General features: G+C 74.1%; 24 protein-coding genes. 11 read left to right on the top strand and 13 right to left on the bottom strand.

Going from position 1 to position 24,992, the window contains the following annotated elements; translation table 11 throughout:
• Nucleotides 1-33: 33 nt before the first annotated feature.
• Together amrb99_RS36275 and amrb99_RS53440 are read right to left on the bottom strand one after the other, a co-directional pair.
• Complete coding sequence (locus tag amrb99_RS36275) at nt 34-681, bottom strand: response regulator transcription factor (protein WP_190864878.1); 648 nt, start codon at nt 679-681, stop codon at nt 34-36.
• The gene (locus amrb99_RS53440; protein WP_190864876.1) at nt 678-1,454 is read right to left on the bottom strand and encodes an ATP-binding protein; all 777 of its coding nucleotides are present in this window, start codon (nt 1,452-1,454) and stop codon (nt 678-680) included. The genes amrb99_RS36275 and amrb99_RS53440 overlap by 4 nt, the downstream gene beginning before the upstream one ends.
• Nucleotides 1,455-2,150: 696 nt before the next feature.
• On the opposite strand from amrb99_RS53440, the gene amrb99_RS36265 reads away from it, so the two are divergent.
• Both amrb99_RS36265 and amrb99_RS36260 read left to right on the top strand, forming a co-directional pair.
• Nucleotides 2,151-3,326, top strand: a complete 1,176-nt coding sequence (locus amrb99_RS36265) for a Rieske 2Fe-2S domain-containing protein (protein ID WP_241756246.1) — start codon at nt 2,151-2,153, stop codon at nt 3,324-3,326.
• 201 nt (nt 3,327-3,527) lie between these two features.
• Nucleotides 3,528-3,689, top strand: a complete 162-nt coding sequence (locus amrb99_RS36260) for a hypothetical protein (RefSeq protein WP_190864872.1) — start codon at nt 3,528-3,530, stop codon at nt 3,687-3,689.
• Nucleotides 3,690-3,729: 40 nt separating this feature from the next.
• On the opposite strand, the gene amrb99_RS36255 is transcribed toward amrb99_RS36260, so the two are convergent.
• The 9 genes from amrb99_RS36255 to amrb99_RS36215 form a co-directional block, all read right to left on the bottom strand.
• The gene (locus tag amrb99_RS36255; protein WP_190864869.1) at nt 3,730-4,656 is read right to left on the bottom strand and encodes a hypothetical protein; all 927 of its coding nucleotides are present in this window, start codon (nt 4,654-4,656) and stop codon (nt 3,730-3,732) included.
• Nucleotides 4,657-4,681: 25 nt separating this feature from the next.
• Nucleotides 4,682-5,479, bottom strand: coding sequence for a sugar transferase (locus amrb99_RS36250; RefSeq protein ID WP_190864866.1), 798 nt, complete (start codon nt 5,477-5,479; stop codon nt 4,682-4,684).
• A 2-nt stretch (nt 5,480-5,481) separates the two neighbouring features.
• On the bottom strand, nt 5,482-6,810 hold the full coding sequence (locus amrb99_RS36245) for an oligosaccharide flippase family protein (protein WP_190864864.1): 1,329 nt from the start codon (nt 6,808-6,810) through the stop codon (nt 5,482-5,484).
• Complete coding sequence (locus amrb99_RS36240; protein WP_190864863.1) at nt 6,807-8,195, bottom strand: O-antigen ligase family protein; 1,389 nt, start codon at nt 8,193-8,195, stop codon at nt 6,807-6,809. Before amrb99_RS36240 ends, amrb99_RS36245 begins: the two co-directional genes overlap by 4 nt.
• Entirely contained in the window at nt 8,192-9,427 is a 1,236-nt protein-coding gene (locus amrb99_RS36235; protein ID WP_190864860.1) for a glycosyltransferase, read from the bottom strand. Before amrb99_RS36235 ends, amrb99_RS36240 begins: the two co-directional genes overlap by 4 nt.
• An 8-nt stretch (nt 9,428-9,435) precedes the next feature.
• Complete coding sequence (locus amrb99_RS36230; RefSeq protein ID WP_190864858.1) at nt 9,436-10,644, bottom strand: SDR family NAD(P)-dependent oxidoreductase; 1,209 nt, start codon at nt 10,642-10,644, stop codon at nt 9,436-9,438.
• Between the two features lie 2 nt (nt 10,645-10,646).
• On the bottom strand, nt 10,647-11,804 hold the full coding sequence (locus amrb99_RS36225) for a DegT/DnrJ/EryC1/StrS aminotransferase family protein (protein ID WP_190864856.1): 1,158 nt from the start codon (nt 11,802-11,804) through the stop codon (nt 10,647-10,649).
• Between the two features lie 2 nt (nt 11,805-11,806).
• Nucleotides 11,807-13,246 (bottom strand): hypothetical protein, encoded by a 1,440-nt coding sequence (locus amrb99_RS36220; protein ID WP_190864854.1) that lies wholly within the window; start codon nt 13,244-13,246, stop codon nt 11,807-11,809.
• A 162-nt stretch (nt 13,247-13,408) separates the two neighbouring features.
• Entirely contained in the window at nt 13,409-14,077 is a 669-nt protein-coding gene (locus amrb99_RS36215) for a response regulator transcription factor (RefSeq protein ID WP_190864851.1), read from the bottom strand.
• 295 nt (nt 14,078-14,372) lie between these two features.
• On the opposite strand from amrb99_RS36215, the gene galE reads away from it, so the two are divergent.
• Together galE and amrb99_RS36205 are read left to right on the top strand one after the other, a co-directional pair.
• Entirely contained in the window at nt 14,373-15,386 is a 1,014-nt protein-coding gene (gene galE, locus amrb99_RS36210; protein WP_190864849.1) for a UDP-glucose 4-epimerase GalE, read from the top strand.
• Nucleotides 15,387-15,533: 147 nt separating this feature from the next.
• Nucleotides 15,534-17,303, top strand: coding sequence for a hypothetical protein (locus amrb99_RS36205; RefSeq protein ID WP_190864847.1), 1,770 nt, complete (start codon nt 15,534-15,536; stop codon nt 17,301-17,303).
• A gap of 46 nt (nt 17,304-17,349) precedes the next feature.
• On the opposite strand, the gene amrb99_RS51750 is transcribed toward amrb99_RS36205, so the two are convergent.
• Complete coding sequence (locus amrb99_RS51750) at nt 17,350-17,931, bottom strand: DUF2752 domain-containing protein (protein ID WP_206700246.1); 582 nt, start codon at nt 17,929-17,931, stop codon at nt 17,350-17,352.
• A gap of 141 nt (nt 17,932-18,072) precedes the next feature.
• Here amrb99_RS51750 and amrb99_RS36195 point away from each other — a divergent pair, with 141 nt between their 5' ends.
• Together amrb99_RS36195 and amrb99_RS36190 are read left to right on the top strand one after the other, a co-directional pair.
• Nucleotides 18,073-18,480: a YciI family protein gene (locus amrb99_RS36195; protein WP_190864845.1), complete on the top strand. Its 408-nt coding sequence runs from the start codon at nt 18,073-18,075 to the stop codon at nt 18,478-18,480.
• 8 nt (nt 18,481-18,488) lie between these two features.
• Nucleotides 18,489-19,631 carry a DUF6596 domain-containing protein gene (locus amrb99_RS36190; RefSeq protein ID WP_190864911.1) on the top strand — a complete coding sequence of 381 codons (1,143 nt, stop codon included), beginning with the start codon at nt 18,489-18,491 and terminating at the stop codon, nt 19,629-19,631.
• Here the strand turns inward: amrb99_RS36190 and amrb99_RS36185 are convergent.
• Nucleotides 19,612-20,217 (bottom strand): TetR/AcrR family transcriptional regulator, encoded by a 606-nt coding sequence (locus tag amrb99_RS36185; protein ID WP_190864843.1) that lies wholly within the window; start codon nt 20,215-20,217, stop codon nt 19,612-19,614. The two genes, amrb99_RS36190 and amrb99_RS36185, sit on opposite strands and share 20 nt — an antisense overlap.
• Nucleotides 20,218-20,325: 108 nt before the next feature.
• Between amrb99_RS36185 and amrb99_RS36180 the strand changes: the two genes are divergently transcribed.
• The 5 genes from amrb99_RS36180 (at nt 20,326) to amrb99_RS36160 (ending at nt 24,958) form a co-directional block, all read left to right on the top strand.
• Entirely contained in the window at nt 20,326-20,787 is a 462-nt protein-coding gene (locus amrb99_RS36180) for a cupin domain-containing protein (RefSeq protein WP_190864842.1), read from the top strand.
• 7 nt (nt 20,788-20,794) lie between these two features.
• Nucleotides 20,795-21,580 (top strand): alpha/beta hydrolase, encoded by a 786-nt coding sequence (locus tag amrb99_RS36175; RefSeq protein WP_206700245.1) that lies wholly within the window; start codon nt 20,795-20,797, stop codon nt 21,578-21,580.
• A gap of 456 nt (nt 21,581-22,036) precedes the next feature.
• The gene (locus amrb99_RS36170; RefSeq protein ID WP_190864841.1) at nt 22,037-22,648 is read left to right on the top strand and encodes a TetR/AcrR family transcriptional regulator; all 612 of its coding nucleotides are present in this window, start codon (nt 22,037-22,039) and stop codon (nt 22,646-22,648) included.
• A gap of 185 nt (nt 22,649-22,833) precedes the next feature.
• The gene (locus amrb99_RS36165) at nt 22,834-23,463 is read left to right on the top strand and encodes a LysE family translocator (RefSeq protein ID WP_347257000.1); all 630 of its coding nucleotides are present in this window, start codon (nt 22,834-22,836) and stop codon (nt 23,461-23,463) included.
• A 127-nt stretch (nt 23,464-23,590) separates the two neighbouring features.
• Nucleotides 23,591-24,958: a helix-turn-helix domain-containing protein gene (locus tag amrb99_RS36160; protein WP_347256999.1), complete on the top strand. Its 1,368-nt coding sequence runs from the start codon at nt 23,591-23,593 to the stop codon at nt 24,956-24,958.
• Nucleotides 24,959-24,992: the final 34 nt, after the last annotated feature.

The raw sequence follows: 24,992 nt of genomic DNA, 5'->3' as shown, positions 1-24,992 counted from the left end.
GTATGTCCGGATTCGGCCGTCCCCCGCCATGTGTCAGCCCGCCAGCCACTCACCCGTCTCGACGCTGACCAGCCCGTGCCGGGCCGCCTCGATCACCGCCTCCCGCTGCGAGTGCACGCCCAGCTTGCTCAGCACGCTCTGCACGTGGCTGCGCGCGGTGCTGCGGGTGACGCCCATCGCCTTGGCCAGCGCCTGGGTGGACTCGCCGCGCGCGAGCCGCGTCAGGACCTCCCGCTCGCGCGGGGTGAGGAACCGCGCCACCCGCTGCGCCTGGCTGCGCGGCCGGACGGCGTCGGCGCGGGCGGCCTGGTCCACGACGACCTCCCCGTCCGCGACCCGGCGCAGCACGGCGAGGATGTCGCCGGCCTGCTGGCCCTTGTGCGCGAACCCGCGCACGCCCGCGGCGACGCCCTCCTCCAGGACGTGCCGCTCCAGGAAGCCGGTCAGCACCACGAACTGCGTCTGCGGGGCGGCGGCGCGCAGCCGCGGCATCCAGTCCAGCGCGGTGCCGGACGGGAAGTGCAGGTCGATCAGGCAGACGTCGGCCTGCCGGCCGCGCAGCACCGGCAGCGCCTCCTCGGGCGAGTAGGCGACGCCGACCACCACGTGCCCCGCGTCCGACAGGACCAGCGACAGCGAGTCGGCGAAGACGGCGTGGTCGTCGCAGATGATCACTCTCATGGGTGCGGCCGCCAGTCGTCGGCGTGCTGCGCCGGGTCGTACGGCGGCGCCGGGTCGCGGAGCGGCGGGGCCGACGGCAGCAGCATGCGCACCCGCGCCCCGCCCATCTCGCAGGTGCGGATCTCCAGGCTGCCGCCGTAGCCGGAGATGAGGTCGTGGACGATGCCGAGGCCGAGCGAGGCCAGCCCGCGCCGCCCCCCGCCGGTGCCCGGGCCCGCGCCGAACCCGGGGCCGTCGTCGTCGACCTGGATGACGACCCAGCCCTGGTCGGCCTCGACCCGGACGTTGACGCGGCCCTCGGCGACGCGGCACGCGTTGTCGAGGACGTTGCGGACGGCCCGCCACAGTGCGACGGGGTCCATGTGCGCCCACGCCTCGCCGCCGCCGAAGCAGACCTCGTGCGGGGTGGCGAGCCGCATGCCGGTCACGACCTCGGCGGTCAGCTCGTCCACCCGGATCCGCTCCGGGCTCGGCATGGGCTGGTCGTCGTCGTCCTCGTCGAGCCGGCGGAGCAGGTGGTCGAGCCACCGGGTCTCGCCGAGCAGCTGCTCGATCCGCGCGCGGCTGCCGTCGCCGACGTCCTCGGCGACGACGACCGCCGACGCCAGCATGATGATCGTGCCGAGCTCGTGCCGGATGTCGTGCCGCAGCCGCCGCTTCCACAGGGCGTGCTCGCCGGCCGTCTCCGGCGCGGCCGGCGGATCGGGCCGCGCGTCCTCCCGCACGGCCTCGCGCCCGTCCTCCCGCGGGGGAGCGGCGGCGAGCGTCCCCACGCCCGCGCCGGCTCCCGGGGAGGACCGTGACCGCCCGTTGATCATGAATGGACCCCCGTCCCTATTTACCAGCACCGCCTTCGACGGTCACCCCGCGTGCCGGGTCGTGTCCAGTCAATTGACCGCAACAGACCGGTCTCTGACCGGAAGTGGACATGCGTCGATCCGGGTAAACTCGGGTCTTTCTCCGAGCGTCTAAGTCAGGATTGTCAGTTCGGCTTGTGGCATTTCCTTCATGCCTACGGCGTAGCCGCTTTGCGCATTCGGGCGGGTGCGGCGGCGGGGCCGGCGAGGGACAGTCTCGGTATGCCGACGGTCACATTTATCGGACACGCGGGGGTGTCGGTGCACGCCCGGGCGTTCCACCTGCTCGCAGACCCGTGGCTCGCTCCGACGGGGGCCTTTATCGGGGCCTGGCACCAGTACCCCAGAAACGATCACCTCGACACCGATCGGTTGCTCGCCGCGGACTGGGTGGCGGTCTCGCACGAGCACCTTGATCATTTCGACCCCTGGGTCATCGGCCGGCTTCCGCGGCGGACCCGGATCCTCATTCCGCGCTATCCGGGCCCGGCCTTCCGGGAACGGATGGCGGAAGCCGCGGGTTCCCGCCAGGTAATCGAGATAGAGCCCTGGGAGAAATTCCCGCTCGACAATCGGGGCTCCTGGATAACGGTCATTCCGGAACTCTCCCCTATGTGCCATGACGCGGCCTTTCTCATCGTCGCGGACGGCCGCGGCATCCTGCACTGCAACGACGCCCGGCTCACCGCCGCGCAGGCCCGCCGGGCCAAGCACCTGGCGGGCGGCCGGCTCGACCTGATGGCGTTGCAGACCTCCGGCGCGTCCTGGCATCCGATCTGCTACGAGTACCCGGCCGAGGAGATGGCCAAGGTCTCGATGGACAAGCGGGTGTCGAAGCTGCGCGCCGCGCAGCGGCTCGTCCGGCAGACCCAGCCGGAGCTCGCGGTCCCGTTCGCCGGGCCGCCGTGCTTCCTGGACGGCGAGGTCGACCACCTCAACTGGGTGCTCGGCCAGCGGGACGGGGCGTTCTGCGACCCCGAGGTCTCCGCGGAGTGGCTGCGCGAGCACCTGCCGCGGCAGCGCTGGGAGTGCTTCAAGCCCGGCGACACCGTCGACCTCGACACCGGCGGGATCGTCCGGGACCCCGTCTCGGCGGAGTTCTCCTTCGCCGACGACGAGCGCCCGGCCTACCTCAAGCAGTACGCCGAGGACCGCAAGGAGCTGATCGAGGGCGTCCTCGCCGAGTACCCGGAGCCGGGCCCGGACCTGTTCGCGCGGTTCACCGCCCACTTCGAGCACCTCGGCTCGCTCAGCGACTACTTCCTCCGGCAGATCGCGATGCTGGTCCGGTTCGAGATCACCGGCCCGAACGGCGGGGTCTGGGACGTGGACTTCTCGCCGGAGGGGCTGACGGTCGGGGAGGCGTCCCCGGACGCGCGCCCGCACTACCGGATCACCACGGCCGGCCGCTGGCTGGACTCCGTGCTGACCGGCCGGATGGCCTGGGAGGACCTGCTCATCTCCTTCCGGCTCAGCCTGTACCGCGACCCGGACGTCTACAACGACTACCTGGTGGGGCTGCTCAAGCACGCGAACGCGCCCGCCCTGAACGCCGTCGAGGCGTACGAGACGGGCCGGGACGAGAGCGAGCGGATCACCGTCGAGTGGGCCGGCGGGTGCTACGACATCCCGCGGTACTGCCCGCACGCCGGCGAGGACCTGTCGGTCGGCGCGGTCATCCGCGACGGCCAGGTGCACTGCCTGGCGCACAACTTCGCGTTCGACCTGGCGACGGGCTCGTGCGTGAACGCCCGCGCCGCCAACCTCACGAGCCGCCGCGTCTCCTGACCCGGACGTCGTCACACGTGGCGAGTCGCCGTCATGCGGGCCGGTATGGCGGCGACTCGCCGCACCGCGGCGAAGGAGCGCCGGCCCGGGCGTGTCCGGGTCGGGGGTTGTGGTTAAATTTCTCGTGGTTAATGGGGGATTGAAGGGGTGCGCGTGAAACGCGGGGCCTGGGCGGCTTTCAGTGTCAGGCTGAGCCGCACGTTGAATCGCAGGAAGCCGAACCGGGTGCAGCTGGGCCTGATGGCCGTGGTGTTCGTGCTGCTCATCGGCGGCATGGAGGTCCTGGCCCTGAAGGTGGGGTCGTTCAACCTGCCGTTCCCGTCGGAGGGCCATCCCGCGGTCGCGGACCACCCCACGCACTGACCGTCCCGAGCGCCGGCCTCTCCGAGGGCCGGGGCCGGTCTCACTTCGCGGTGTTGCGGGCCTTCATGATGCTCTGCAGGTCGGGATGGGCGCCGCCGGACGCGTCCGCCAGCGACGGGCACGCCCACTCGGACTGGTGCCCCCACGAGTAGGAGATCTCGAGCCTGGGACGCGGCGCGAGCCTGTCCCAGCGGGCGAGGATCTTCCGGAACTGCGCCTGCGTCGGCAGCCAGTACTGCTTGTCGCCCTTGCTGCAGCTCTGCCCGAACGTCTGCAGGACGGGCGCGACCTGCGCGCGCGGGATGCCGGCGTCGTCGGCCAGCCGGACCATCCGGTCGATCGCCCCGATGTTGCACGAGTCCTGCACGTCCGCCGACCCCTTGCAGGGGTACGGGTCCAGGCCGTAGAGGTCGACGCCGACCCGCTTGGGCGCGAGCTGCCGCATCGGCCAGTCGGTCAGCGAGACGAACGAGACCTGGCCGGGCGCGTTCTGCCGGATGTAGTCGGCGCGGCGCCGGATCTCACCGGCGATCTTCGGGCAGCGCCCGGTGTCCGGCTCGTCGGACAGGTACCACCCGTACACCTTCGGGTTGCGCCCGTACCGCTGCACCGCCCGGGTGAACGCGCCGTAGTCGAGGTCGAAGGAGCCGCAGGTGAAGTTGCCGACCCACAGCAGCGCCTGCATCCCGTCCGGGACGCCCGCGACGAGCGAGTCGTCCGGTTTGGCGTCGACCAGGTCGTAGCCGAGCTCCTTGAGCCGCGGGTAGTCCGACGGCTGGGTGTTCAGCGCGATGCGGCGGGTCTCGCCCGGCCGGGCGGCGGGGCTGCCGGGCGTCGCGGGCGGGCCGCTGTAGGGGTCGTCGCCGCCGGACGACGACCGGTGCTGCAGGTAGAAGAGGAACCCGGCCACCAGCACCACCGCGGCCGCGACGGCCGAGACCTTGAACCGGACGTCCCGGATGTCCATGTCTCCCTTTCCCCGATGCGGGCCTCTACGCGGCGGAGCCTGGCTCCTCGGCGGGCGTGCGCGGTGCGGCGTCGGCCGCGTGCGGTGCCGCGTGCGGCGGCGAATGCGGCGGCGCGGGCTCGGGCGCCTCCTCGACGGTCCCGTCCGACGCCACCTGCAGCGGCGGGATCGTGAACCCGAGGATGTGCTTGACGGTGTCCCACAGCGCCCGCAGCGTCTGCCGCATCGACGGGTCGCGCAGGTAGATCGCGTCCACCGCCACCCGCGCCGGGACGATCCGCTCGATGTAGTTGACGAGGTCGACCTCCTCGCCGGGGCCGAGCACGTCGAAGTCGCGGAACCGGACCTCCGACACCCCGGTCAGCCCCGGCCGGTGGTCGAAGATCCACCGCGAGTCCGCGTCGTAGTGCACCGCGAGGTCGTAGGTCTCCGGGCGCGGCCCGACCAGCGTCATCTGCCCGCGCAGCACGTTCACCAGCTGCGGCAGCTCGTCCAGCGACCACTCCCGCAGCAGCTTGCCGATCCGGGTGAGCCGCGGGTCGCAGTTGGCGGTGACGGTGAGCCCGCCGACGCCCTGCCGCATCGTCCGGAACTTGTACATGGTGAACGGCCGGCCGCCCTGCCCGACGCGGGTCTGCCGGAACACCCCGGGACCCGGGCTGGACAGCCGGACCAGCAGGTAGATGAGCGCCAGCGGGACGCTGAGCAGCAGCAGCCCGGTGAGCGCGCCGGCGATGTCCAGGGCGCGGCGCGCCCCCGACGGCGCGACGCCGTCGGACGGGTCGACGGGCCGCGTGGCGAGTTCGGTGTTGTCCTCGGACATGGTCACCCCTTGCTGTGCGGAGCAGGGTCGTCGGCCGCGGCCCCGGCGGTCCTGCGGACGTGCTGGAACCAGGCGAGCAGCGCGGCGGTGGTGGCGACGAACGAGACGGACGTGGCGATCGCCGCGCCGACCGCGCCGTGCCGGGGGATGAGGATCGCGCCGAGCACGACGACGACCAGCAGGCCGATGCCCTGCCCGGTGGACGCGGCGCCGGGCCGCCCGACGCCGTACAGGTAGGCCATGATCAGCCCGGTGACGCCGAACGTGACGACGCCGGCGAGCCGGATGTAGGTGGGCACGACCGCGTCGTCGAACACGTCCCCGAAGATCCACGGCAGCGCCGTCCCGGCGATGAGCGCGAGCGGGACCGCCGCGAGCACGGACACCCCGAGCGCGGGCAGGATGAGGCGCGAGGTGCGCCGGGTCGCCTTCGCCCGGTCCTCCTTGGCGAAGTCGGGGTACAGCACGTAGTTCACGGCGAGGCCGGGCAGCTGCACCAGCTCGGCGAACTTGCTCGCGACCGTGTAGACGCCGAGCACCTTCGGGCCGGCGAGCGCGCCGAGCAGCGCCATGTCGAACCGCAGCTGGAGCAGGTCGATGAGCTGCCCGACGTAGCCGCGCACCCCGTACCCGGCGATCGTCCGGCCGAGGCGCGGGTCGGCGCGCCCCCAGCCGCGGAAGAACCCGCGGGTCGCGAGCCGCCGCGCGATCCACGCGGCGGCCGCGACGTCGGCGAGGACCAGCCCGGCGATCAGCGCGCCCGGCCCGTACCAGCCGGTGAGCAGCACCAGGTAGATCGGCACGAACACGAACTCCTCGACGGCGATGGCGAGGCTCGCGCCGGGCTGGTCGTCGGTGCCCTGCAGCAGGCCCTTGCCGACCGACACGAACCCCTGCGTGAACGACGGGGCCGCCGCGGCGAGCGTGATCCAGATCCCGAACGACTTGAAGAACACCAGGTAGGCGAGGGGGCTGAGGGCGAGCCAGCCGACCCCGCCGAGCACCGCGCCGATGACGGTCAGCCACGCCAGCGTGGGCCGCACCCGGCTCTGGTCGTAGGAGTCGCGGGCCAGGAAGTAGGGCGCGGCGCCGGGCAGCCCGGCGCTCGACAGCTGGCACAGCAGCCCCGGCAGGATCCGCACGAGCGTGAACGCGCCGACGAGCTTCGGCCCGCCGATCCGCGCGACGAGGATTGTGGCGATGCCGAGCGAGCCGAGCGCGCCGATCCGTCCCGCCATGTTCCCCGCGACGAGCGCGAGGAGCCGCCGCCGGAGCCGACCGGCCTCGGCGTCGGCGGTCAGGGCCGCCGTCGGCTGCTGGATGTCGGTCATCGGGCTCCCTCCGCGGCGGGGCCGTCCGGGTCGTCGGGGGTTCCGGCGGGCCGCCCTCCCGGGGCGGCGTGCCGTCCGAAGAGGTCGAGGGCGGCGACCAGGCCGAAGAAGGCCCAGCCGTGCCGGTAGTGCAGGGTCTGGTAGAAGAGCGCGGAGACCAGGAACACGGCGAGGAGCGCGCCGAACATCTCCGGGCGCGGGACGAGCGCCGCGTACTCGGCGGTGAGGGCGCCCCGCCGGGCGATCCGCACGCACCGCATGATCAGCACGAACAGCAGCGTGACGAGCGCGATCCCGCCGAGGAACCCGCGTTCCAGCACGGCCGCGATGTAGTCGTTGTGCGCCTCGCGGACGTACCCGTACTGCCGCGCGAGCATCTGCGGGCGGGTCTGGTTGGGGCCGATGCCCCACGGGTGCGTCTGCTCCTCCAGCATCTGGACGGTCGCGGCGTTCACCGAGCTGCGGGACTCGGTGCTCTCCCCGGTGGTGCGCCCGATGGAGTCGCGCAGCACCGGCGACATCTGGCTCGCCCGGTCCAGGTAGGGCTGGATGTCGACGGTGGTGACGACGGCGACGCCCGCGCCCGCGACGAAGAACGCCAGCGAGCCGACCGCGATCGCGTGGTGCGCCCTGCCCGCGCGGATGAGCCCGAACAGGTAGCCGAGCAGCAGCGCGACGCACAGCGCGAGGAGCCCGCCGTTGGAGCCGGTCAGCCCCTCGGCGGTCAGCAGGATCGCGCAGACCGCCCAGCGGTGCCAGGTCTTGCGCGGGTACCGGGTCGCGCGGGTGATGAAGAAGACGCAGATGAACCAGTTGGAGGCGTAGTTCGCGTCGCCGAAGGTGAACATCGCGCGCTCGCCGTCGAGCTGCTTGCCGGACATCGCCTCGATCCCGAGGACCATCCCCAGGATCTCGATGACCGCGTAGAGCGTGCCGATCGCCACGAACGCGCGCAGCGCGAGCCGCAGTACCTTCGGGTCGCGGCCGAGGTTGGCGATGCACACCGCCCACATCAGCACGAACAGGTCCTTGACCAGGGTGAGCGTGCCGGCCTGGTTGACGACCGCGGCGATCCCGCCGGCGATGATCGTCATCAGGGTGGGGACGAGGAACGGCCAGCGCACCGGCAGCCCCCGGCCGCTCGCCCACAGCAGCGTCACCGCGACCAGACCGATGAGCGCGAGGTCCGGCAGCCCGGTGTTGCCGGGGCCCGGCGGCAGGCCCGCCGGCATCAGCATCGGCAGCGACGCGATGCCGAGCACCAGGGCGACCGACGTCAGCGGCCACCGCCGCCGGAGCGCCGGGAGCTCCGGCCCGGCGGAGGCTCCGGCGTCCGGCGGGGTGCCCGGCGGCGCGTCGGGGGGCGCTTTGGTCAGGACGGTCATGGGCGCTTGGAGCCTCCTCGGTAGGTCTCGTCCAGGACGGTCCCGAGGTGCGCGGGGGAGAACCAGTCGCCGATCCGGGCGCGGGCCCGCTCGGCCATCCGCGCGGCGGCGGCCGGGTCGTCCAGCAGCGCGCCGATCGCGCCGGCGAGCCGCTCGGGGTCCTCCGGCGGGACGAGCATCCCGGTCTCCCCGGCCAGCACCAGGTCCTGGTTGGACGGGACGGCCGTCGCGACCAGCGGGATCCCCGCGCCGATCGCCTCGACCAGCACGCACGGCAGGCCCTCCCACCGGGACGGCATCGCCATCAGGTCGAACGCCGGCAGCACCTCGGCGACGTCGTCGCGGTGCCCGAGCCACCGCATCCGCTCCCCGATGCCGAGCTTCGCGGTCAGCGCGTCCAGCTCGTCCGCCATCGGGCCGCCGCCGACCCACAGCCCGAACACGTCGTCGGGCAGCCGCGCGAGGGCCTTCGCGAAGATCTCCGGGCCCTTCTGGAACGTCAGCCGGCCGATCGCGCCGACGACCTTCACCCCGAGCGGCAGGTCGAGGCGGCGGCGCGCCTGCGCCCGGGACCCCGCCGCGGTCGCGTAGGCGTCGACGTCCACCGCGGGCCACGACAGCCGGATCCGCTCCGGCGTGGCGAGGCCGAGCCGCAGCGCCGTCGTCACCGTCTCCGACCCGATCGCGAGGAACGCGTCGGTGCGCTTCGCGGCGATCCGCTCGAGCCGGATGTAGACGCGGCGCCGCGCCCACGACTGGAACTCGTTGAATGGGAACCCGTGCCAGGTGTGGACTATTCGAGGGACGCCCGCGCGGGCCGCCGCGACCCGGCCGATCACGCCGCCCTTCGCGCTGTGGGTGTGGACGACGTCGTAGCGCCCCTCGGCGAGCACCCGCGTCAGCGTCTTCAGCGCGGCGAGGTCGTCGCGCGGCGAGATCTGCGGGACCAGCGGCCCCACCTGGACGATCTCCATCCCGGCGGCGTGCGCGGCGGGGGTCAGGTCGCCCGCCGCCGCGTTCTCGACCGCCTCGTCCCCGTACAGGACGGTGTCCCTCGTCGCGCGCGCCTCCCCGTTCGAGGCGACGCTGTCCATGCCGACGCCGCCGGTGACGATCGCGCGCTCGTACTCCCCGGCCGGCAGCGCCAGCGCGCCGTTCAGCGCCACCTGGCCGGCGCCGCCGTTGAACCGGGTGATCACCGTGGCGACTCGGAGCTTCCTGGTCGTACTCAACGCGCACCTCACAGGCCGGGAGGATCGGGGCTGCACCCCGCGTCACAGAGACAAGAAGGTCCGGGCGGCGGCGGGTCGCCGGCCGGCAGCGGGCGCCGCACCGGGTGGTACTCCGGGAGCAGCCGGCGCAGCAGCAGCCGGACCCGGCCGTCGTCGCCGGCGCCGGCCGCCGCCGCGAGCTCGTCCAGCAGCTGCGGCAGCCCGGCGGGCGGCGGCGCCGGACGGGTCGCCCAGATCTTCGGATGCGCGGTGCGGATCCGCCGCTCGGAGTCGGCGAACGCCTTCTCCGCGAGCTTCTCGCCGGGGCCGAGCCCGCTGAACCGGATCGTCACCTCCGGCAGCCGCAGCTGCTCGGCGTACCGGTGGACCAGCTCGACGACCGGGACGGGACGGCCCATGTCCAGCACGAACGTCTCCGCCTCCTCCGCCAGCGCCGCCGCCTCGATCAGCAGCCCCGCCGCCTCGGCCACCGTCATGAAGTGCCGCGCGACCTCCGGATGCGTGATCGTCACGACCTCGCCGGAGGAGATGCGGTGCGCGAGCACGCTGAGCAGCGCCCCCGCCTCGCCGATGACGTTGCCGACGCGGACCGCCGCGAAGCACGTCGGGCCGCCCGTCGCGGTCTGCAGCAGCAGCTCCCCGAGCCGCATCGTCGCGCCGAACACCGAGGTCGGCTCGGCGGCCTTGTCGGAGGAGACGAACACCATCCGCTGGACGTCGTGCCGGACCGCGCTGTCGACCGCGTGCCGGGTGCCGACGACGTTGTCGGCGACGCCCCGGCACGGGTCCTGCTCCACCTTCGCCAGCTCGTTCTGGCCGGCGGTGTGGAACAGCAGGTCGGGACGGGCGTCCCGGACGACCCGGTCGACGCGGGCGCCGTCGCGCACGTCCGCCTCGGCGAGCGTGACCCGGACCCCGCCGGCGTCCCCGCCGGCCTCGGCGGCCAGCTCCCGGCCGAGCCGGGCGAGCCCGGCCGCGTCCTTGTCGACCAGGCACAGCGCCTCCGGCTCCAGCCGCCGGACCTGCCGGCACAGCGCCGACCCGACCGTCCCGCAGGCGCCGGTGACCAGCACGCGCCGGCCCCGGACGAGGCGCCGGCCGCGCAGCCCGGCCAGCGCCACCTCGTCCCGCCCCATCAGCAGCGCGAGCGGGCTGACCGGGGGGACGGGCTGGGGCGGGACGTCCCTGCGGGCCAGGCGCGGCGGGAACCAACGCACGGTCAGCTCCGGGCCCGCAGCGCCTCGGTGAGTGCGGCGATGACGCGGTCCTGTCCGTCGGACGTGAGGCCCGGATACAGCGGCAGCGACAGCAGCTCCTCGCCGACCCGGTCCGTCACCGGCACCCGCGCGCACTCGTCGGCGCCGAGGATGTCCCGGTACGACGTCATCTGGTTCGCGGGGATGAAGTGGACGGACGTCGACACGCCCGCCGCCTCCAGCTCCGCGCTGATCGCGTCCCGGTCCTGGACCCGCACCTGGTAGAGATGCCACGCGTGCTGGATCCCGTCGAGGTTCCGCTGCGGCAGCGCCAGGCCGGGCAGGCCGCGGAACGCCGCGTCGTAGGCGGCGACGATCTCCGCCCGGCGCCGCTGCCATTCCGGCAGCGCGGCGAGCTGCGCCCGCCCGATCGACGCCTGCACGTCCGTCATGTTCGCCTTGAGGCCGATCTGCTTCACGTCGTACCGCCAGCTGCCGCCCGGCAGGTACCGCTTCCACGAGTCCTTGCTCATCCCGTGCAGCCGCATCGCGCGGACCTTCTCCTGCAGCCCCTCGTCGCTCGTCGCGATGGCGCCGCCCTCGCCGATCGGCATGTTCTTGGTGGCGTAGAAGGAGAAGCACGCCGCGAACGACTCCGACCCGACGGGCTTCCCGCCGCGCGCCGCGCCGGGGCCGTGCGCCGCGTCCTCGATGACCCGCGTCCGGTCCAGCCCGGCCGCCGCCGTCAGCGCCGCCACGTCCACCGGGTAGCCGCCCTGGTTCTGCACGATCATCGCCGCCGGGGTCACCCGCGCCGCCGCGGCCGCGACCGTCTCGGCGCTCGGCACCAGCGTGTCCTCGTCGATGTCGACCAGCACCGGCCGGTGCCCCGCGTGCAGGATCGCGTTGATCGCGCCGCAGAACGTCAGGCTCGGCGTCAGCACCGCCGACCCCGGCGGCAGCTCAAGCGCGCGCAGGCACAGCTCCAGCGCGGTCGTGCACGAGGCGACCGCGACGACGTGCGCGGCGCCCAGATAGTCGGCGAACTCCTGCTCGAACGCGGCGGTCTGCGGGCCCGTGGTGATCCACCCCGAGTCGAGCACCTTCACCACGGCGTCCGACACCTCGCCGGACACCGACGGGATCGTGAACGGAACGGTGGACTGACCGGCTGAACTCATTGCTACCCCTTGATCTTGCGGGACGTGGCGATGACGCCGAGGAGCGGCCAGCCGGACGCGGCGACCAGGTCCCGGACCGTCTCCAGCCCCGACACCCGCGTCACCGGACCGACCACCACGACCACCCCGACCTCGTCGTCCGAGCCCGGATCGATGTCCTCGAACGCGTGCACGTGGCAGACCGCGCGCGCCGGCACCGGAACGGGCTGGGTGATCTCCGACGGGGAGACCGCCTCGCCGGACTTCTTCGTCATCACGGCGGTGCCGCCCCCGGCGCGGACCACCGACGTGCTCTTGCCCGTGCCGGGCCCGGAGCTGTTCAGCGACGGGCCGTCGCCCGGCTCGTCGCCGGACCCGTCGTCCTTCCCCGGCCGGCCGCCCTTCGGCTTCGCGGCGGCGCCGGTCACGGTGCCGCCGCCGTCGCCCTCGCCCGGACGCTGCCGGACGGGACGGGCGCCGACCACCTTCGTCCGGTCCCCGTACACCGCCGACGCCACCGACGACACCAGGTCGGCGGGCAGCGGGCCGGGCGCGCCGACCAGGGTGACCTGCCCGACCTCCTCCTTGCGGGCGGCGAGCCGGACCCGCCGGCCGAGGTCGGCGAGCTCCGCCGGGCCCTTGTCGGCCCAGCCGAGCAGCGGGACGCCGAGCCGCCGCGCGACCCGCCGCTGCCCGGGGATCGTGGGGCGGGCCATCTCGTTCAGCACCGCGATCAGGATCCCGGCGATCAGCCCGACCAGGCCCGCGACGACCGCCATCATGACCGCCGGGTCGCTCTTCGGCGCCAGCACCGCCGGCTGCACCACCGAGGCGTTGCCCGCCGCCAGCAGCTGCGCCTGCAGGTCCGACCGGTTCGACCGCAGGTCCGTCAGCTCCGCCTGCACCCGCTCCCGCTCGTTCGCGGCGCCGATGTCGGGGTTGGGCTGCGCGCCGGCCCGCCGCGACAGCGGCCCGAGCTTCTTCTCCAGGTCCCGGACCCGCTTGTCGATGTCGCCGAGCTGCCGGTTGATCGCGCCCTGGTTGGAGTCGTTGATCTCCTTCACCACGGCGGCGCCGATCGCGTCGGTCAGCTTCCGCGCGGCCTGCGGGTCCTTGTCCTTCACCGACAGCTCGACGACCGTGGAGGTGCCGAGCCCGGCGACCCCGATGTCCTTGGCGAGCTTGGTGGTGGACCGGTGCAGGTGCAGCTGCCCCAGCACCCCGGCGAGCAGGTTGTCGCTGGTCGCGAACGCCTTCACCTGGCTGACCTCGGTGCTGACGCCCGCGTCCCCGGCCGCCGCGTCCGCCGCCTTCGCGGTGGCCTGCAGGCGCGTCTTCGCGACCGCGGGCGGGTCCTGCCGGCTCATCACGCCGCCCACCAGCACCAGCGGGGCGACCGTCATGACCAGCAGGAGCGCCCAGTAGCTGCGGGCGACGCGCGCCGCGACCTCATCGATCTCCACGGGTCTCCCCTCCGGCGTGCGGCTTCGTAGGGCCGAGCGTAGGAAGGCCCGATGCCGCCCGAATCGCCCAAACGACGACCCCCCACTACGCCGTTTGCATCAGGCCCCGCTCGGCGCGGCTCGGCCCGGCGCGGCTCGGCGGCGGCGCGGCCCGGCGGGGGTTCAGCCCTCGCCGGAGCCCGGGCGCATCCCGGCGCGCATCGCGAGCGTGATCGCCTCCAGCGCCGAGTGCAGGTCGAGCTTCGCCAGCAGGTTCTGCGTGTGGGTGCGGACGGTGTTGGCCGACAGCCCCAGCCGCTCGGCGATCTCCGCGCGGCCGAGGCCGTCGACCATGCACTGCAGCACCTCGCGCTCGCGCGGCGTCAGCTCGGCCAGCAGCCGGGCGCCGCCGCCGTCCCGCGCGTCGCCCGCGACGAGCCGGCGCAGCACCTCGCCCAGCACCTCCGGCGGGATCCAGCCGCCCTGCCGCGCCGCCGACCGGATCACCCGCGCGACCAGGTCGGCGCCCTCGGTCTTCGACAGCCAGCCGACCGCGCCGCGCCGCACCGCCTGCACCAGCGTGTCCAGGTCGCTCATCGCCGTCAGCACCACCACCCGCACGTCGGGGTGGTCCTCGCGGACGCGGTCCAGGACGTCCAGGCCGCTCTCGGCGCCCAGCGTCATGTCCAGCACGATCACCTGCGGCCGCTCGGTGCCGGCGAGCGCCAGCGCGCGCCGGACGTCCGCGGCGATCGGCAGGATCACCAGATCGGGTTCGCGGCCCAGCCGGGCGGCGAGCGCCTCGGCGAACAGCGCGTGGTCGTCCACGATCAGGACCCGGATCGGTTGCATCCACCGACGATGACCGGTGCGGCGGCGATGCGGATCCTGCAAACGCTGTAGTCGTTTCGGACATGCCGCGGCGCCCCGGGCACCGGGCACGGAACCCGGCTCGCGCGCCCGCCCGGGGATCTTCGCAGGTGGCGGGTGCGCGCGGGAGGAACCGTGCGCGGACGCCCCGTACCGGGTGCCGGTTCACCGCCGTCCGGTGCCGGTCAACCTGGAGGGCGCGCCGTTGACCATCCGGGGCCGCCTGCTGATCCTGTGCGTGACCGAGCAGGGACGCACTGGCTCAGGGGATGCCACTATGAAAGTCCTGATCACAGGGGGAGCCGGGTTCATCGGCAGCACGATCGCGTCCGCGTTCGCCGAACGCGGGGTCACGCCGGTGGTGCTCGACAGCCTCATCACCGGCCGGCAGGAGTTCACCGACGGGAAGATCTTCTACCAGGGCGACATCGGCGACGGGGAGCTGGTCGACACGATCTTCCGGGAGCATCCGGACATCACCGTCGCCGTGCACTGCGCGGCGCTGATCGTGGTGCCCGACTCGATGGCGGACCCGCTCCGCTACTACCGCGTCAACCTGGGCCGCACCCGCGACTTCGCCGAGCACCTCGTCCGCAACGGCTGCGACCGGATGATCTTCGCGTCGACCGCGGGCATGTACCGGCCGGAGGCCGACCTGTCGGTGACGGAGACCTCGGCGCTGGAGCCGCAGAACCCCTACACCCGCTCGAAGATGATGGCCGAGCTGATGCTGGAGGACGTCTGCCGCGCCACGTCGCTGCGGGTCGTCTCGTTGCGCTACCTCAACCCGATCGGCGCCGACCCGCAGCTGCGCACCGGCCTGCAGAACAGCAAGCCGACGCACGCGCTCGGCAAGATGATCGAGTCGTACGAGCTGGGCGTCCCGTTCAAGATCACCGGGGTGGACTGGGACACCCGCGACGGCACCGCGATCCGCGACTACATCCACGTCTGGGACATCGCCCGCGCGTTCTGCGAGGCGGCGGACCGGTTCGACTCGATCGTCCCGCCGCTGCGGCCGGCCGGGGAGGGCTCCGGCTACGAGGTGGTCAACCTCGGCACCGGCGACGGCACCACCGTCCGGGAGCTGGTCGAGGCGTTCCGCGAGGTCGTCGGGGACGCGTTCGTCGCGGAGGAGGCCCCGGCGCGGCCCGGCGACGTCGTCGGCGCGTTCGTCCGGCCCGACAAGGCGTGGGACCTGCTGCGCTGGAAGCCCGAGTACACGATCGAGGACGCCATCCGGCACTCCCTGCAGTGGGCCGAGCGGCGCCGGGAGCTCGACGTCGCCTGAGCCGCGCCTCCCCGGTGGCCCCGCGCGGCCGCCGCGGCGGCGCACCGACCCGCCCGCCCGGGGCTCGTCCGGTCCCCGACCCTTCCGCTGGAGGGGACCGGACGAGCGGTGCGCCCGCGCCCGCGCAAGGCCCTATGCTGGCGGCGCATGACCAAGATCATCGATTATGGGCGGTTCGCGGAACGGCTCGCCGCGGACCGGCCGCGCTGGGCGCTGCTCGACGAGGTGCAGCGCGAATGGGGGTACCGGGACCCCGGCGGCGACCCGCTGGCGAGCCGGGAGGACGAGGCCCCCGGATACGAGCCGGACGAACCGGTTCCCGCCGCGCTCCTGGAATGGTGGGACTCGCCGTTCAACTCCTTCGCCATGCGGCCGCGCCTCTACTGGACCCACCCGCAGTGGCCGCCGTCCGCCCCCGACTCCGTCGACGACCCGCCGGGCGACGCCGTCCGCGTCATCATGGCCGAGTACCAGTGGGTCAACCAGTGGGGATACCTGGCCTCCGAGGCCGCCCAGGACGACCCGAAGGTCGTGGTCAACACCGCCGGCGGCTGGACGACGCAGAGCCGCTCCGTCTCCGAGTTCTTCCTGCAACTGGCGCTCGAACGGCTGCCCTCGCACTTCGGCTGGAGCATCCGGGTGCCGCGCGAGACCGTCGACGGCGACCCCGGGATCGTGGCGCGGCTGCGGGAGCACTACCGCGACATGGGCCTGCTGCCCTGGCAGGAGATGGGCACCGACGCGCTGTCGTACGGGGCGCCGGACGCGATCATCCGGCACGGCCGCGGGCCCGGCGCCGACTTCGCGATCGTCGTCCACGCCCGGACCCGCCGAGCCCTCGTCGACGTGCTGGACACGCTCGGGCTGACCTGGTCCGACGACGACATCGCCGCGCCCGCCGAGGTGCCGCCGCCGACCGAGGACCTCGGTCCCGCGTCGTTCGCCGGTGACGACGAGCGCTGGACGGCCGCCGCCGCCCCGGCCGCCTCCGCCGTCCCCGCCCTCCCCGACGTCGCCGCGCTCCGCGACCTGCCGGACCGCACGTCCGCCGGCACCGACCGCGACCGGACGGCGGCCGCCGCCGGCACCTCCGCCGGCCACGTCCACGTGTGGGACGCCGCCGGCGCCGAGATCGGCGCCGAGAAGCTGCACCGCGCGCCGGTCACCGCCGTCACCTGCGTCCGCGACGCCGATGAGCTCACCGTCGTCAGCGGCGACGCGAACGGCGTCCTGCGCCGCTGGAAGCCGGGCGTCGGGGTGTTCTCCCGGGCCTTCGCGCACCGCGACGCGCCGGTGACCGCGCTGGCCGGCGCGACCCTGGAGACCGGCGCCGCCGTCGCCGCCGCCTGGGCCGACGGGCTCGTCCGGATCTGGGACCTGGCCACCCGGTCCGTCGCGGACCTGCGCATCGGCACCGGCATCGAGGCCCTCGGCCTGCGGCCCGAGGGCGTCCTGCACGTGACCGCCACCGGGGGGTCGGCCGCGCTCCGCCTCGACCTGGACCGCCTCTGGCCGGACCGGGACTTCCGTTCGCGGATCGACCGGATCGCCTGGAAGGACCTCTGGTCCAACCACGGCCCGGCCGTGGAGGTGCCCGGCCTGCTCGGCACGCTCGCCTCCGACGACGAGGACGCGGCGCAGGCCGCGGTCAAACGCCTCTACGAACTCCTGGTCGACCGGCGCGGGCCGAACGCCGCGGCCGCGCCCGCCGTCCCGTTCCTGGTGGAGCGGATGCTGGTGCCCGGCAACCGGGCCCGCAACACCCTTCTGCTCCTCATCGCCGACATCGCGGACGGCCCCGGCGACGAGCGGGAGGCGGTCAAGGCGGCGGTCCCGTCCCTGCGGCACCTGCTCGACGACGACCACCCGTCCATCCGCTGGGCGGCCAACGAGCTCGTCCGCATCTGCGAAGCGTGACCCGCCCGCCCGGCCCCCGGCTCCGCGCGCCGGGCGGCCGGCGGCGTCACCCGCCGGGCCGCTCCGCCCCGCTCCGGCGGACCCGGCGCACGAGCGGCAGCACGACGAGCATCTGGACCGCGGCGGCGGCCGCCACGACCACCATCCCCAGGCCCATGCCCATCACCTGGTGCCGGAGGCTCCCGTCGCCGTGGCGGAGCATCGCCGCGTGCGACGCCTGGTTCGCCCACAGCACGGCGACGGCCGCCGCGGCCATGACCCAGACGGCGGCCGGACGGAGCACGCGCACGTTCACCCAGCGGCCGGTGGCCAGTCCAGCACCCCACCTGACCAGGACCAGCAGCGCCCCCGGCACCACCGCGAACGCGAGCGGGTTGTAATGCCACGCGGTGGCGACGTCCCCGCGCATCAGCGCCTGCACCGCCCGCGTCCCGCCGCACAGCGGGCACACCATGCCGACCAGCCGGAGCGGGCTGTGGACGGCGATCGGCGGCAGCCCGAACACGGCCATCAGCGCCCCCGCCACCAGCCCCGCGACCGCCACCGCGCGGAGCCGCCGGTGCCGGTCGTCGCGGTCCCAGCTCACCCGCACGGGCATCGGCCCGGCCGCCCGCTCTTCACCGCTCACCGTCCCGTTCTACCCCGGAGGCGGCGGCCCCGGGCCGCGCCGGAAAAAAATTCGAGCCGGGATGTCGAGAACCGGCGTCCGGCTCCGTCCCCGGTGCGAACGCGGCCAGAATGGGTCGCGCCGGCGACGAGGAGAACACCAATGGCCAAGTACCTGCTGCTCAAGCACTACCGGGGCGCCCCGGCCGCGGTCAACGACGTGCCGATGGACCGGTGGACGCCCGAGGAGGTCACGGCGCACGTGAAGTACATGGAGGACTTCGGGGCCCGGCTGGAGGAGACGGGCGAGCTCGTCGACGTCCAGGCGCTGTCGTCGGAGGGCACGTTCGTCCGCTACGACGGCGAGGGGCGCCCGCCCGTCACCGACGGCCCGTTCGCCGAGACCAAGGACCTGATCGCCGGCTGGTACGTGATCGACGTCGACGGCTACGAGCGCGCCCTCGAACTGGCCGCGGAGCTGTCGGCGGCTCCCGGCGCGGGCGGCAGGCCGATCCACGAATGGCTCGAGGTGCGCCCGTTCCTCGGCACGCCGCCGACCATCACGGAGTGACGGCCCGCGTGGACGAGGTCCTGCTCCGGAGCCTCATCCCGGGCGTGCTCGGCGTCCTCGTCCGCCGCGGAGCCGACTTCGCGGCGGCCGAGGACGCCGTCCAGGACGCGCTGGTCGAGGCGCTCCGCGTCTGGCCGGCGGACCCGCCGCGGGACCCGAAGGGCTGGCTGGTCACCGCCGCCTGGCGCAAGTTCCTCGACGCCGCCCGGTCCGACGCCGCCCGCCGCCGGCGCGAGGAGCTCCTGGACGAGGAGCCGGCGCCCGGTCCCGCGCCCGCGGTGGACGACACGCTGCGGCTCTACTTCCTGTGCGCCCACCCGTCGCTGACGCCCGCGTCCGCGGTCGCGCTCACGCTGCGCGCCGTCGGCGGGCTCACCACCCGGCAGATCGCCGCGGCCTACCTGGTGCCCGAGGCGACCATGGCGCAGCGCATCAGCCGCGCCAAGCGCACCGTGTCCGGCGTGCGGTTCGACCGGCCCGGCGACGTCGCCACCGTGCTGCGCGTCCTGTACCTGGTCTTCAACGAGGGCTACTCCGGGGACGTCGACCTCGCCGCCGAGGCGATCCGGCTCACCCGGCGGCTCGCGGCCGTGATCGACCATCCGGAGGTGGCGGGGCTGCTCGCGCTGATGCTGCTGCACCACGCCCGCCGCGCCGCCCGGACCGCGCCCGGCGGGGGCCTGGTGCCGCTCGCCGAGCAGGACCGCGGCCGGTGGGACACCGCCGCGATCGCCGAGGGCGTCGAGATCCTGCAGGCGGCGCTCGCCCGCGACCGGCTCGGCGAGTTCCAGGCCCGGGCCGCGATCGCGGCGCTGCACGCCGACGCGCCCACCGCCGAGGAGACCGACTGGGTGCAGATCGTCGAGTGGTACGACGAGCTCGCGCGGCTCACCGACAGCCCGGTCGTGCGGCTCAACCGCGCCGTGGCCGTCGGCGAGGCCGACGGGCCGCGCGCCGGGCTCGCGGCGCTCGCGGAGGTGGACGCCTCGGTGCCGCGCCACGCCGCGGTGGCGGCCTACCTCCACGAGCGCGACGGCGACCCGGTGACGGCGGCGCGGCTGTACGCCGAGGCGGCGGAGAAGGCGCCGAACCTCGCCGAGCGCGCCCACCTGACGCGCCAGGCCGCCCGGCTCAACTCCCGCCTCCGCTGACGGGGCCGCGCGCGAACGCGGCCTCGGTCAGGGTCCTCGCGGTATCGACGGCGACGCCGATCGCGTCGTCGGGGGAGAGACCGTACAGGTCGGTGAGGACGAACAGCGCCTCGGCGCCGCAGGCCAGGGCGAGGGAACGCTTGAGCCGGGTCATCGCCTCGGGGGACGGCCCCTGGAACGGGGCCAGCGCGTGCTCGATCAGGGGGAAGCGCAGGCCGGGCCGGGCGCCCGCGCGGGCCGGCGCGGCGATCGTGTGGGAGATCATCGCCCGGACCGCGCCCTGGTGGGCGAGGACGTGGCGGAGCAGCCGCTCGGTGGCGAAGGCGACGCGTTCGGCCGGGTCGGTGGACGCGGCGACGGGCGCGAGCACCTCGTCCGGGCCCGGCCACACGGCCTCCAGGGCCTCCTGGAGCAGCGAGACCAGGTCGGGGAAGTAGCGGTAGGCGGTGGCCTCGGAGACGAGGGCCGCCTTCGCCACCTGCGGCATCGTCACCTCGGCGCCGGACCGGGCGAGGTCGCGGCAGGCGTCGACGATCGCCCTGCGCGTGCGGGCCTTCTGGTTCGCGCGCCCGGTGGCGGTCTCCATCGTCCGGTTCCCTCCCGAAAGTCGACTCTCTTCGTGAGAGTGTACTTGCACGAAGCCGTGAAAGCGTCCTATCTTCGTGATAGTTCACTCTCACGAAGGGGCGATGCCATGACCAGGGTCGCGATCGTCCGGCCGGACGAAGGCGAGACCGTCCGGCTGGGGCCGACCACCATGCGGATCCTGGAGGACGGCGGCACCACCGGCCACCGGCTGGGCATCGGCGAGATCACCGTCGCGCCGCACACCGAGGGGCCGCCCCAGCACCGCCACGCCCGCCATGACGAGGGCTTCTACGTCGTCTCGGGCACGGCGCGGTTCACGGTCGGCGACACGGTCCACGACGTCCCCGCGGGCACGCTGGCGATGATCCCGCCGGGCGCCCCGCACACGTTCGCCAATCCCGGCGACGAACCGCTGGTGCTGCTGAACACCTTCACGCCCGACCTCTACGTGCAGTATTTCCGCGACCTGAAGGAGATGATCGCGTCGGGCACGGAATTCACGCCGGAGGCGACCGTCGAGGTCATGAAGCGGTACGCCACCGAGCCCGCCACGGCATACGCGGATTAGGAGCCAGATGACCACGCACACGGTGTCCATGCCATTCGGTGACGTCCCGGTGACCGTGAAACGGAACGGGGAAGGCGACCCCGTCCTGCTGCTGCACGGCGGCGCCGGGGACCAGTCCGTCGCCGGTTTCGCCGGGCTGCTGGCCGAACGGTCCCGCCGCACCCTCGTCCCCGTCCATCCGGGCTTCGGCGGCACGCCGCGCCCCGAGGGCCTCGACTCGATCCGCACGCTCGCCGAGGTGTACGGGCGCCTGCTCGACGAGCTGGATCTCCGGCGCGTGACCGTCATCGGCAGCTCCATCGGCGGCTGGGTCGCGGCGGAGCTGGCCCTCGTCGCGGGGGAGCGCCTGGCGGCCCTCGTGCTCCTCGACGCCGCCGGCCTGGACAGCGCCGAGCACCCCGTGGCCGACTTCTTCTCGCTGACGCTGGACGAGGTCGCCGACCTCAGCTACGCCGATCCGGACGCGCACCGCATCGACCTTTCCGCGATGACCGGCGAGCAGAAGCGCATCGGGGCCGGGAATCGCGATGCACTGCGTGTCTACGGCGGCACGGCAATGGCCGACCCGAGCCTCCGGGAACGGCTCGCCGACATCACCGTCCCCACCTTGGTGGTATGGGGAGAGGCCGATCGGATGATGACACCGGAATACGGCAGGGAATACGCCGCGGCCATTCCCGGCGCTCGTTTCCATGTCCTGCCGAAGGCCGGGCACCTCCCGCAGATCGAGGCGCCCGGCGCGCTGCTGGAGTTGGTCGAGGAGTTCACCGCGAACGCCACCACCGCCTCCTGAGGCCCGCCCGCCCGGCCACCTCCCCGCCCGGTCACCTCCCCGCCCGGTCACCTCCCCGCCCGGTCACCTCCCTGCCCGGTCACCTGCCTGCCCGGCCGCACCAGAGCACCCGCACCAGAGCGCGCCGGGTCAGGGGTGGCGGGCCGAAGGGGCAGGCGGCCGGACTCGGCCATTGGGCGGGGCTTGCCGCTCCGGCGTCCAGGGGTAGGCGGTCGCGGGTGCGGCGGTGCGGGGCACGGGTGCGGGTGCCGGTGCGGGAGGGGAAGCCGAGGGAGACGGGATGGCGATCGCGGCGGATCCCTGGCGTGAGACTGCCGTCTGAACTAACGTCACCGCCAAGCAAGCGGTAGGTGCACCATCCGGGACCGGCCGCACCGGTCCGCCGGTCCCGCCCCCGGCGGAGCGAAAAGGCCGAAGGTGCGGGAGAATGGGGGACGGTCACAGCGAGGAGGCGTTTTGAGCGGCGATGTGCGGTTCACCGTCACGCGGACGCTGACCAAGGATCAGCAGGCCCGGCGCGAGCGGCTGATCGACGCCGCGCGCGACCTGGCGCGCGAGGGCGGCTACCCGGCCGTCACCATGCACGACGTGGCGGACCGCGCCGGGGTGGCCCGCGCGACCGTCTACCGCTACTTCGCCACCAAGGACCACCTGCTCACCGAGGTCGCCGCGACCTGGGCGCACCGCATCACCGGCGACATCGACGCGCTCGCGGTCGGCGAGACGCCGGTCGAGCGGCTCACCGCGCTGCTGGAGCGGATCGTCGAGGTGGCGGCCCAGGAGCGGACCCTCACCTCGGCCATCATCCAGGCCGTGACCTCGGACGACTCCAGCGTGGACGACGCCCGCACGGTGCTGTTCCTGTTCGTCCGCGACCGGCTGTCGGCGGCGATCGGCGAGCCGGTGCCCGCGCGCGACGAGGTGGAGGTCGTGCTCGGCCACATCCTGCTCGCCGCCCTGGTCAGCCTGGCGTCGCTGCGCCGTCCCACCGAGGAGATCCGGGACATGGTCCGCACCTCCGGGCGGCTGGTGCTGGCCGGGGCGCTGGCGAGCGCCCCGACCGCCTGACCACCGCGCCCGCCTGACCACCGCGCCCGCCTGCCCGCTGTGACGGCCTGCCCGCTGTGACGGCCTGACCCCGGCGGCCGCCTGGCCGCGGCGTCGGCTCGACTTGGGTGACGGCATATTGGTCCATGTTTCGTGTGCCTGATTGGCCCTTCGGTGCGGACCATCGGGCTCGTAGCGTTCGACGGGTGACGAACCCACCGCTCTTCCTGCTCACCGCGCTCGTCCTCGTGGCGATCCCCGGGCCCAACCACCTGTACATCACCGCGCGCAGCATCGGGGAGGGGCGGCGCGCGGGCGTCGCGTCCGCGCTCGGCGTCGAGTCCGGGACGCTGGTGCACATCGCCGCCGCCGCGGCCGGGCTGTCCGCCCTCGTCGCCGCGTCCGCCACCGCGTTCGGGCTCCTGCGCTACGCGGGCGCCGCCTACCTGGTCTTCCTCGCCTGGCGGACGCTCCGCGCCCGCGGCGGACAGGACACGCCGCTCCTCGAACCTCGGCCGCTGCGCCGCGTCTACCTCGACGGCGTCCTGGTGAACGTGCTGAACCCGAAGGTCGTGCTGTTCTTCCTGGCGTTCCTGCCGCAGTTCGTCGACCAGCGCGCCGGCGCCGTCCCGCTGCAGATCGTGGTGATGGGCCTGGCCACCGCGCTGATCGGGCTGACCGCCGACCTGGTCTACGCGGTCGCCGCCGGGGTCCTCGGCGGCTGGCTGCGGGCCCGCCCCGGGTTCCGCCGCCGGCAGCGGTACGCCACCGGCCTCATCTACCTCGGCCTCGGCGCCGCCGCCCTGCTCGCCGGACCGGGCGGCCGCCGGGCCTAGGTTTTCGATGAACGGTTTGTCAGTCGGCTTACAAGCGCCCGCCCGCAATGCGTGCCCGATCGCGAAGCCCGCCGCCCGCCGGCTCGGTAACTTCCGGAAGGACCCATCGGGGGCGGGAGGTGCGAAGGTGACGACGAGCCTGGATGCTTTCGCCGGCGGGTCCGGGGCGGCCGGGGCGGCCGGGGGGACCGGGGGGACCGGCGGTCCCGGCGGGGCGTCCGCCCGGAGCGGGGACGGCCGCTCGCCGCTGAAGCCGTGGGCGGGGGTGCCCAGCGAGCTGTCGGAGATGTTCCGGCCGCACCTGGAGGCCCTCGCCGAGGAGATGATCGAGGAGATCCTCGCCGGGATCCCGGAGTACTCGCGGCCGCAGGACGAGGAGTACGCGCGGCTCGTCCGGCTCGCCGTGGAGGGCGCGCTGCGGCAGTTCGTCGACCTGATCATGGACCCGGAGAGCTCCTGGGAGGCGGTCGCCGCCGTGTACCGGGAGATCGGCTGGGCGGAGGCCCGCGAGGGCCGCAACCTCGACATCCTGCAGACCTCGCTGCGGCTCGGCGCCCGCGTCGCGTGGCGGCGGCTCGCGGCGGAGTCCGAGCGGTACAACATCTCCCGCCGCACCCTCGCCAGCATCGCCGAGGCGATCTTCGCGTTCCTCGACGAGATCGCCCGCGCCGCCACCGAGGGGTACACCAAGGCCCGCGAGCAGGAGGCCGGCGAGCTGGAGCACCGCCGCCGCCGGCTGCTCGACATGCTGCTCGCCGAGCCGCCCGCCGCGCCGCAGGCCGTCGCCGACCTCGCCCGCCTCGCGCAGTGGCGCGTGCCCCGGACGGTCGCGGCGGTCGTGCTGTACGAGCGGGGGCAGCAGCCGTTCTCGCACCCGTCGCTGCCGCCGGACGTCCTCGCCGACGTCAACCGGCGCGAGCCGTGCCTGCTCGTCCCGGACCCGGAGGGCCCCGGGCGCGGCCGGATGCTGGAGTCGGCGCTGCGCAACTGGGTCGCCGCGCTCGGCCCGACCGTCCGCACCGAGGACGCCGCCAAGTCGCTGCGCTGGGCCCGCGAGGCGCTGCCGCTCGCCCGCCGCGGCATCCTGGCGTCCGACCGGCTGATCCGCTGCGCCGACCACATGCCGGCGCTGGTGGTGTTCAAGGACGAGGAGCTGGTGCGCGCCGTCGCGGACCTGCGGCTCGCGCCGCTGAAGACCGTCCGGCCCCGGCACCGCGAGCGGCTCATGCGGACGCTGCTGTCCTGCCTGCAGAACGGGTTCAACGCCACCGAGGTCGCGAGCCGGCTGCACGTCCACCCGCAGACCGTCCGGTACCGGCTGCACCAGCTGGAGGAGCTGTTCGGGGAGCGGCTGTACGACCCGGAGACGCGGCTGGAGATGGAGATGGTGCTGACCGTCTGGCTCTCGGGCCCGCAGGAGGGACGGCAGGGCGCGGACGTGATCCCGCTGGACGGCCCGCGCCGCCGCGACCAGGACACCGCCCCCGCCGAATAGCACCGCCGGATAGCACCGCCGAGCCGCCAGGCCA

Source organism: Actinomadura sp. RB99, from assembly GCF_014706005.1.
Lineage (GTDB): Bacteria > Actinomycetota > Actinomycetes > Streptosporangiales > Streptosporangiaceae > Spirillospora.
Note: the sequence above shows the minus strand (reverse complement) of the source record. Positions and strands in the feature narration are given on the sequence as shown.

Bases quoted from the DNA above. Each gene is read 5' to 3' on its own strand.
- amrb99_RS36275 (WP_190864878.1), bottom strand. From the start codon at position 681: ATGAGAGTGATCATCTGCGACGACCACGCCGTCTTCGCCGACTCGCTG.
- amrb99_RS36265 (WP_241756246.1), top strand. From the start codon at position 2,151: ATGTGCCATGACGCGGCCTTTCTCATCGTCGCGGACGGCCGCGGCATC.
- amrb99_RS36255 (WP_190864869.1), bottom strand. From the start codon at position 4,656: ATGGACATCCGGGACGTCCGGTTCAAGGTCTCGGCCGTCGCGGCCGCG.
- amrb99_RS36250 (WP_190864866.1), bottom strand. From the start codon at position 5,479: ATGTCCGAGGACAACACCGAACTCGCCACGCGGCCCGTCGACCCGTCC.
- amrb99_RS36245 (WP_190864864.1), bottom strand. From the start codon at position 6,810: ATGACCGACATCCAGCAGCCGACGGCGGCCCTGACCGCCGACGCCGAG.
- amrb99_RS36240 (WP_190864863.1), bottom strand. From the start codon at position 8,195: ATGACCGTCCTGACCAAAGCGCCCCCCGACGCGCCGCCGGGCACCCCG.
- amrb99_RS36225 (WP_190864856.1), bottom strand. From the start codon at position 11,804: ATGAGTTCAGCCGGTCAGTCCACCGTTCCGTTCACGATCCCGTCGGTG.
- amrb99_RS36215 (WP_190864851.1), bottom strand. From the start codon at position 14,077: ATGCAACCGATCCGGGTCCTGATCGTGGACGACCACGCGCTGTTCGCC.
- galE (WP_190864849.1), top strand. From the start codon at position 14,373: ATGAAAGTCCTGATCACAGGGGGAGCCGGGTTCATCGGCAGCACGATC.
- amrb99_RS36205 (WP_190864847.1), top strand. From the start codon at position 15,534: ATGACCAAGATCATCGATTATGGGCGGTTCGCGGAACGGCTCGCCGCG.
- amrb99_RS36195 (WP_190864845.1), top strand. From the start codon at position 18,073: ATGGCCAAGTACCTGCTGCTCAAGCACTACCGGGGCGCCCCGGCCGCG.
- amrb99_RS36185 (WP_190864843.1), bottom strand. From the start codon at position 20,217: ATGGAGACCGCCACCGGGCGCGCGAACCAGAAGGCCCGCACGCGCAGG.
- amrb99_RS36180 (WP_190864842.1), top strand. From the start codon at position 20,326: ATGACCAGGGTCGCGATCGTCCGGCCGGACGAAGGCGAGACCGTCCGG.
- amrb99_RS36175 (WP_206700245.1), top strand. From the start codon at position 20,795: ATGACCACGCACACGGTGTCCATGCCATTCGGTGACGTCCCGGTGACC.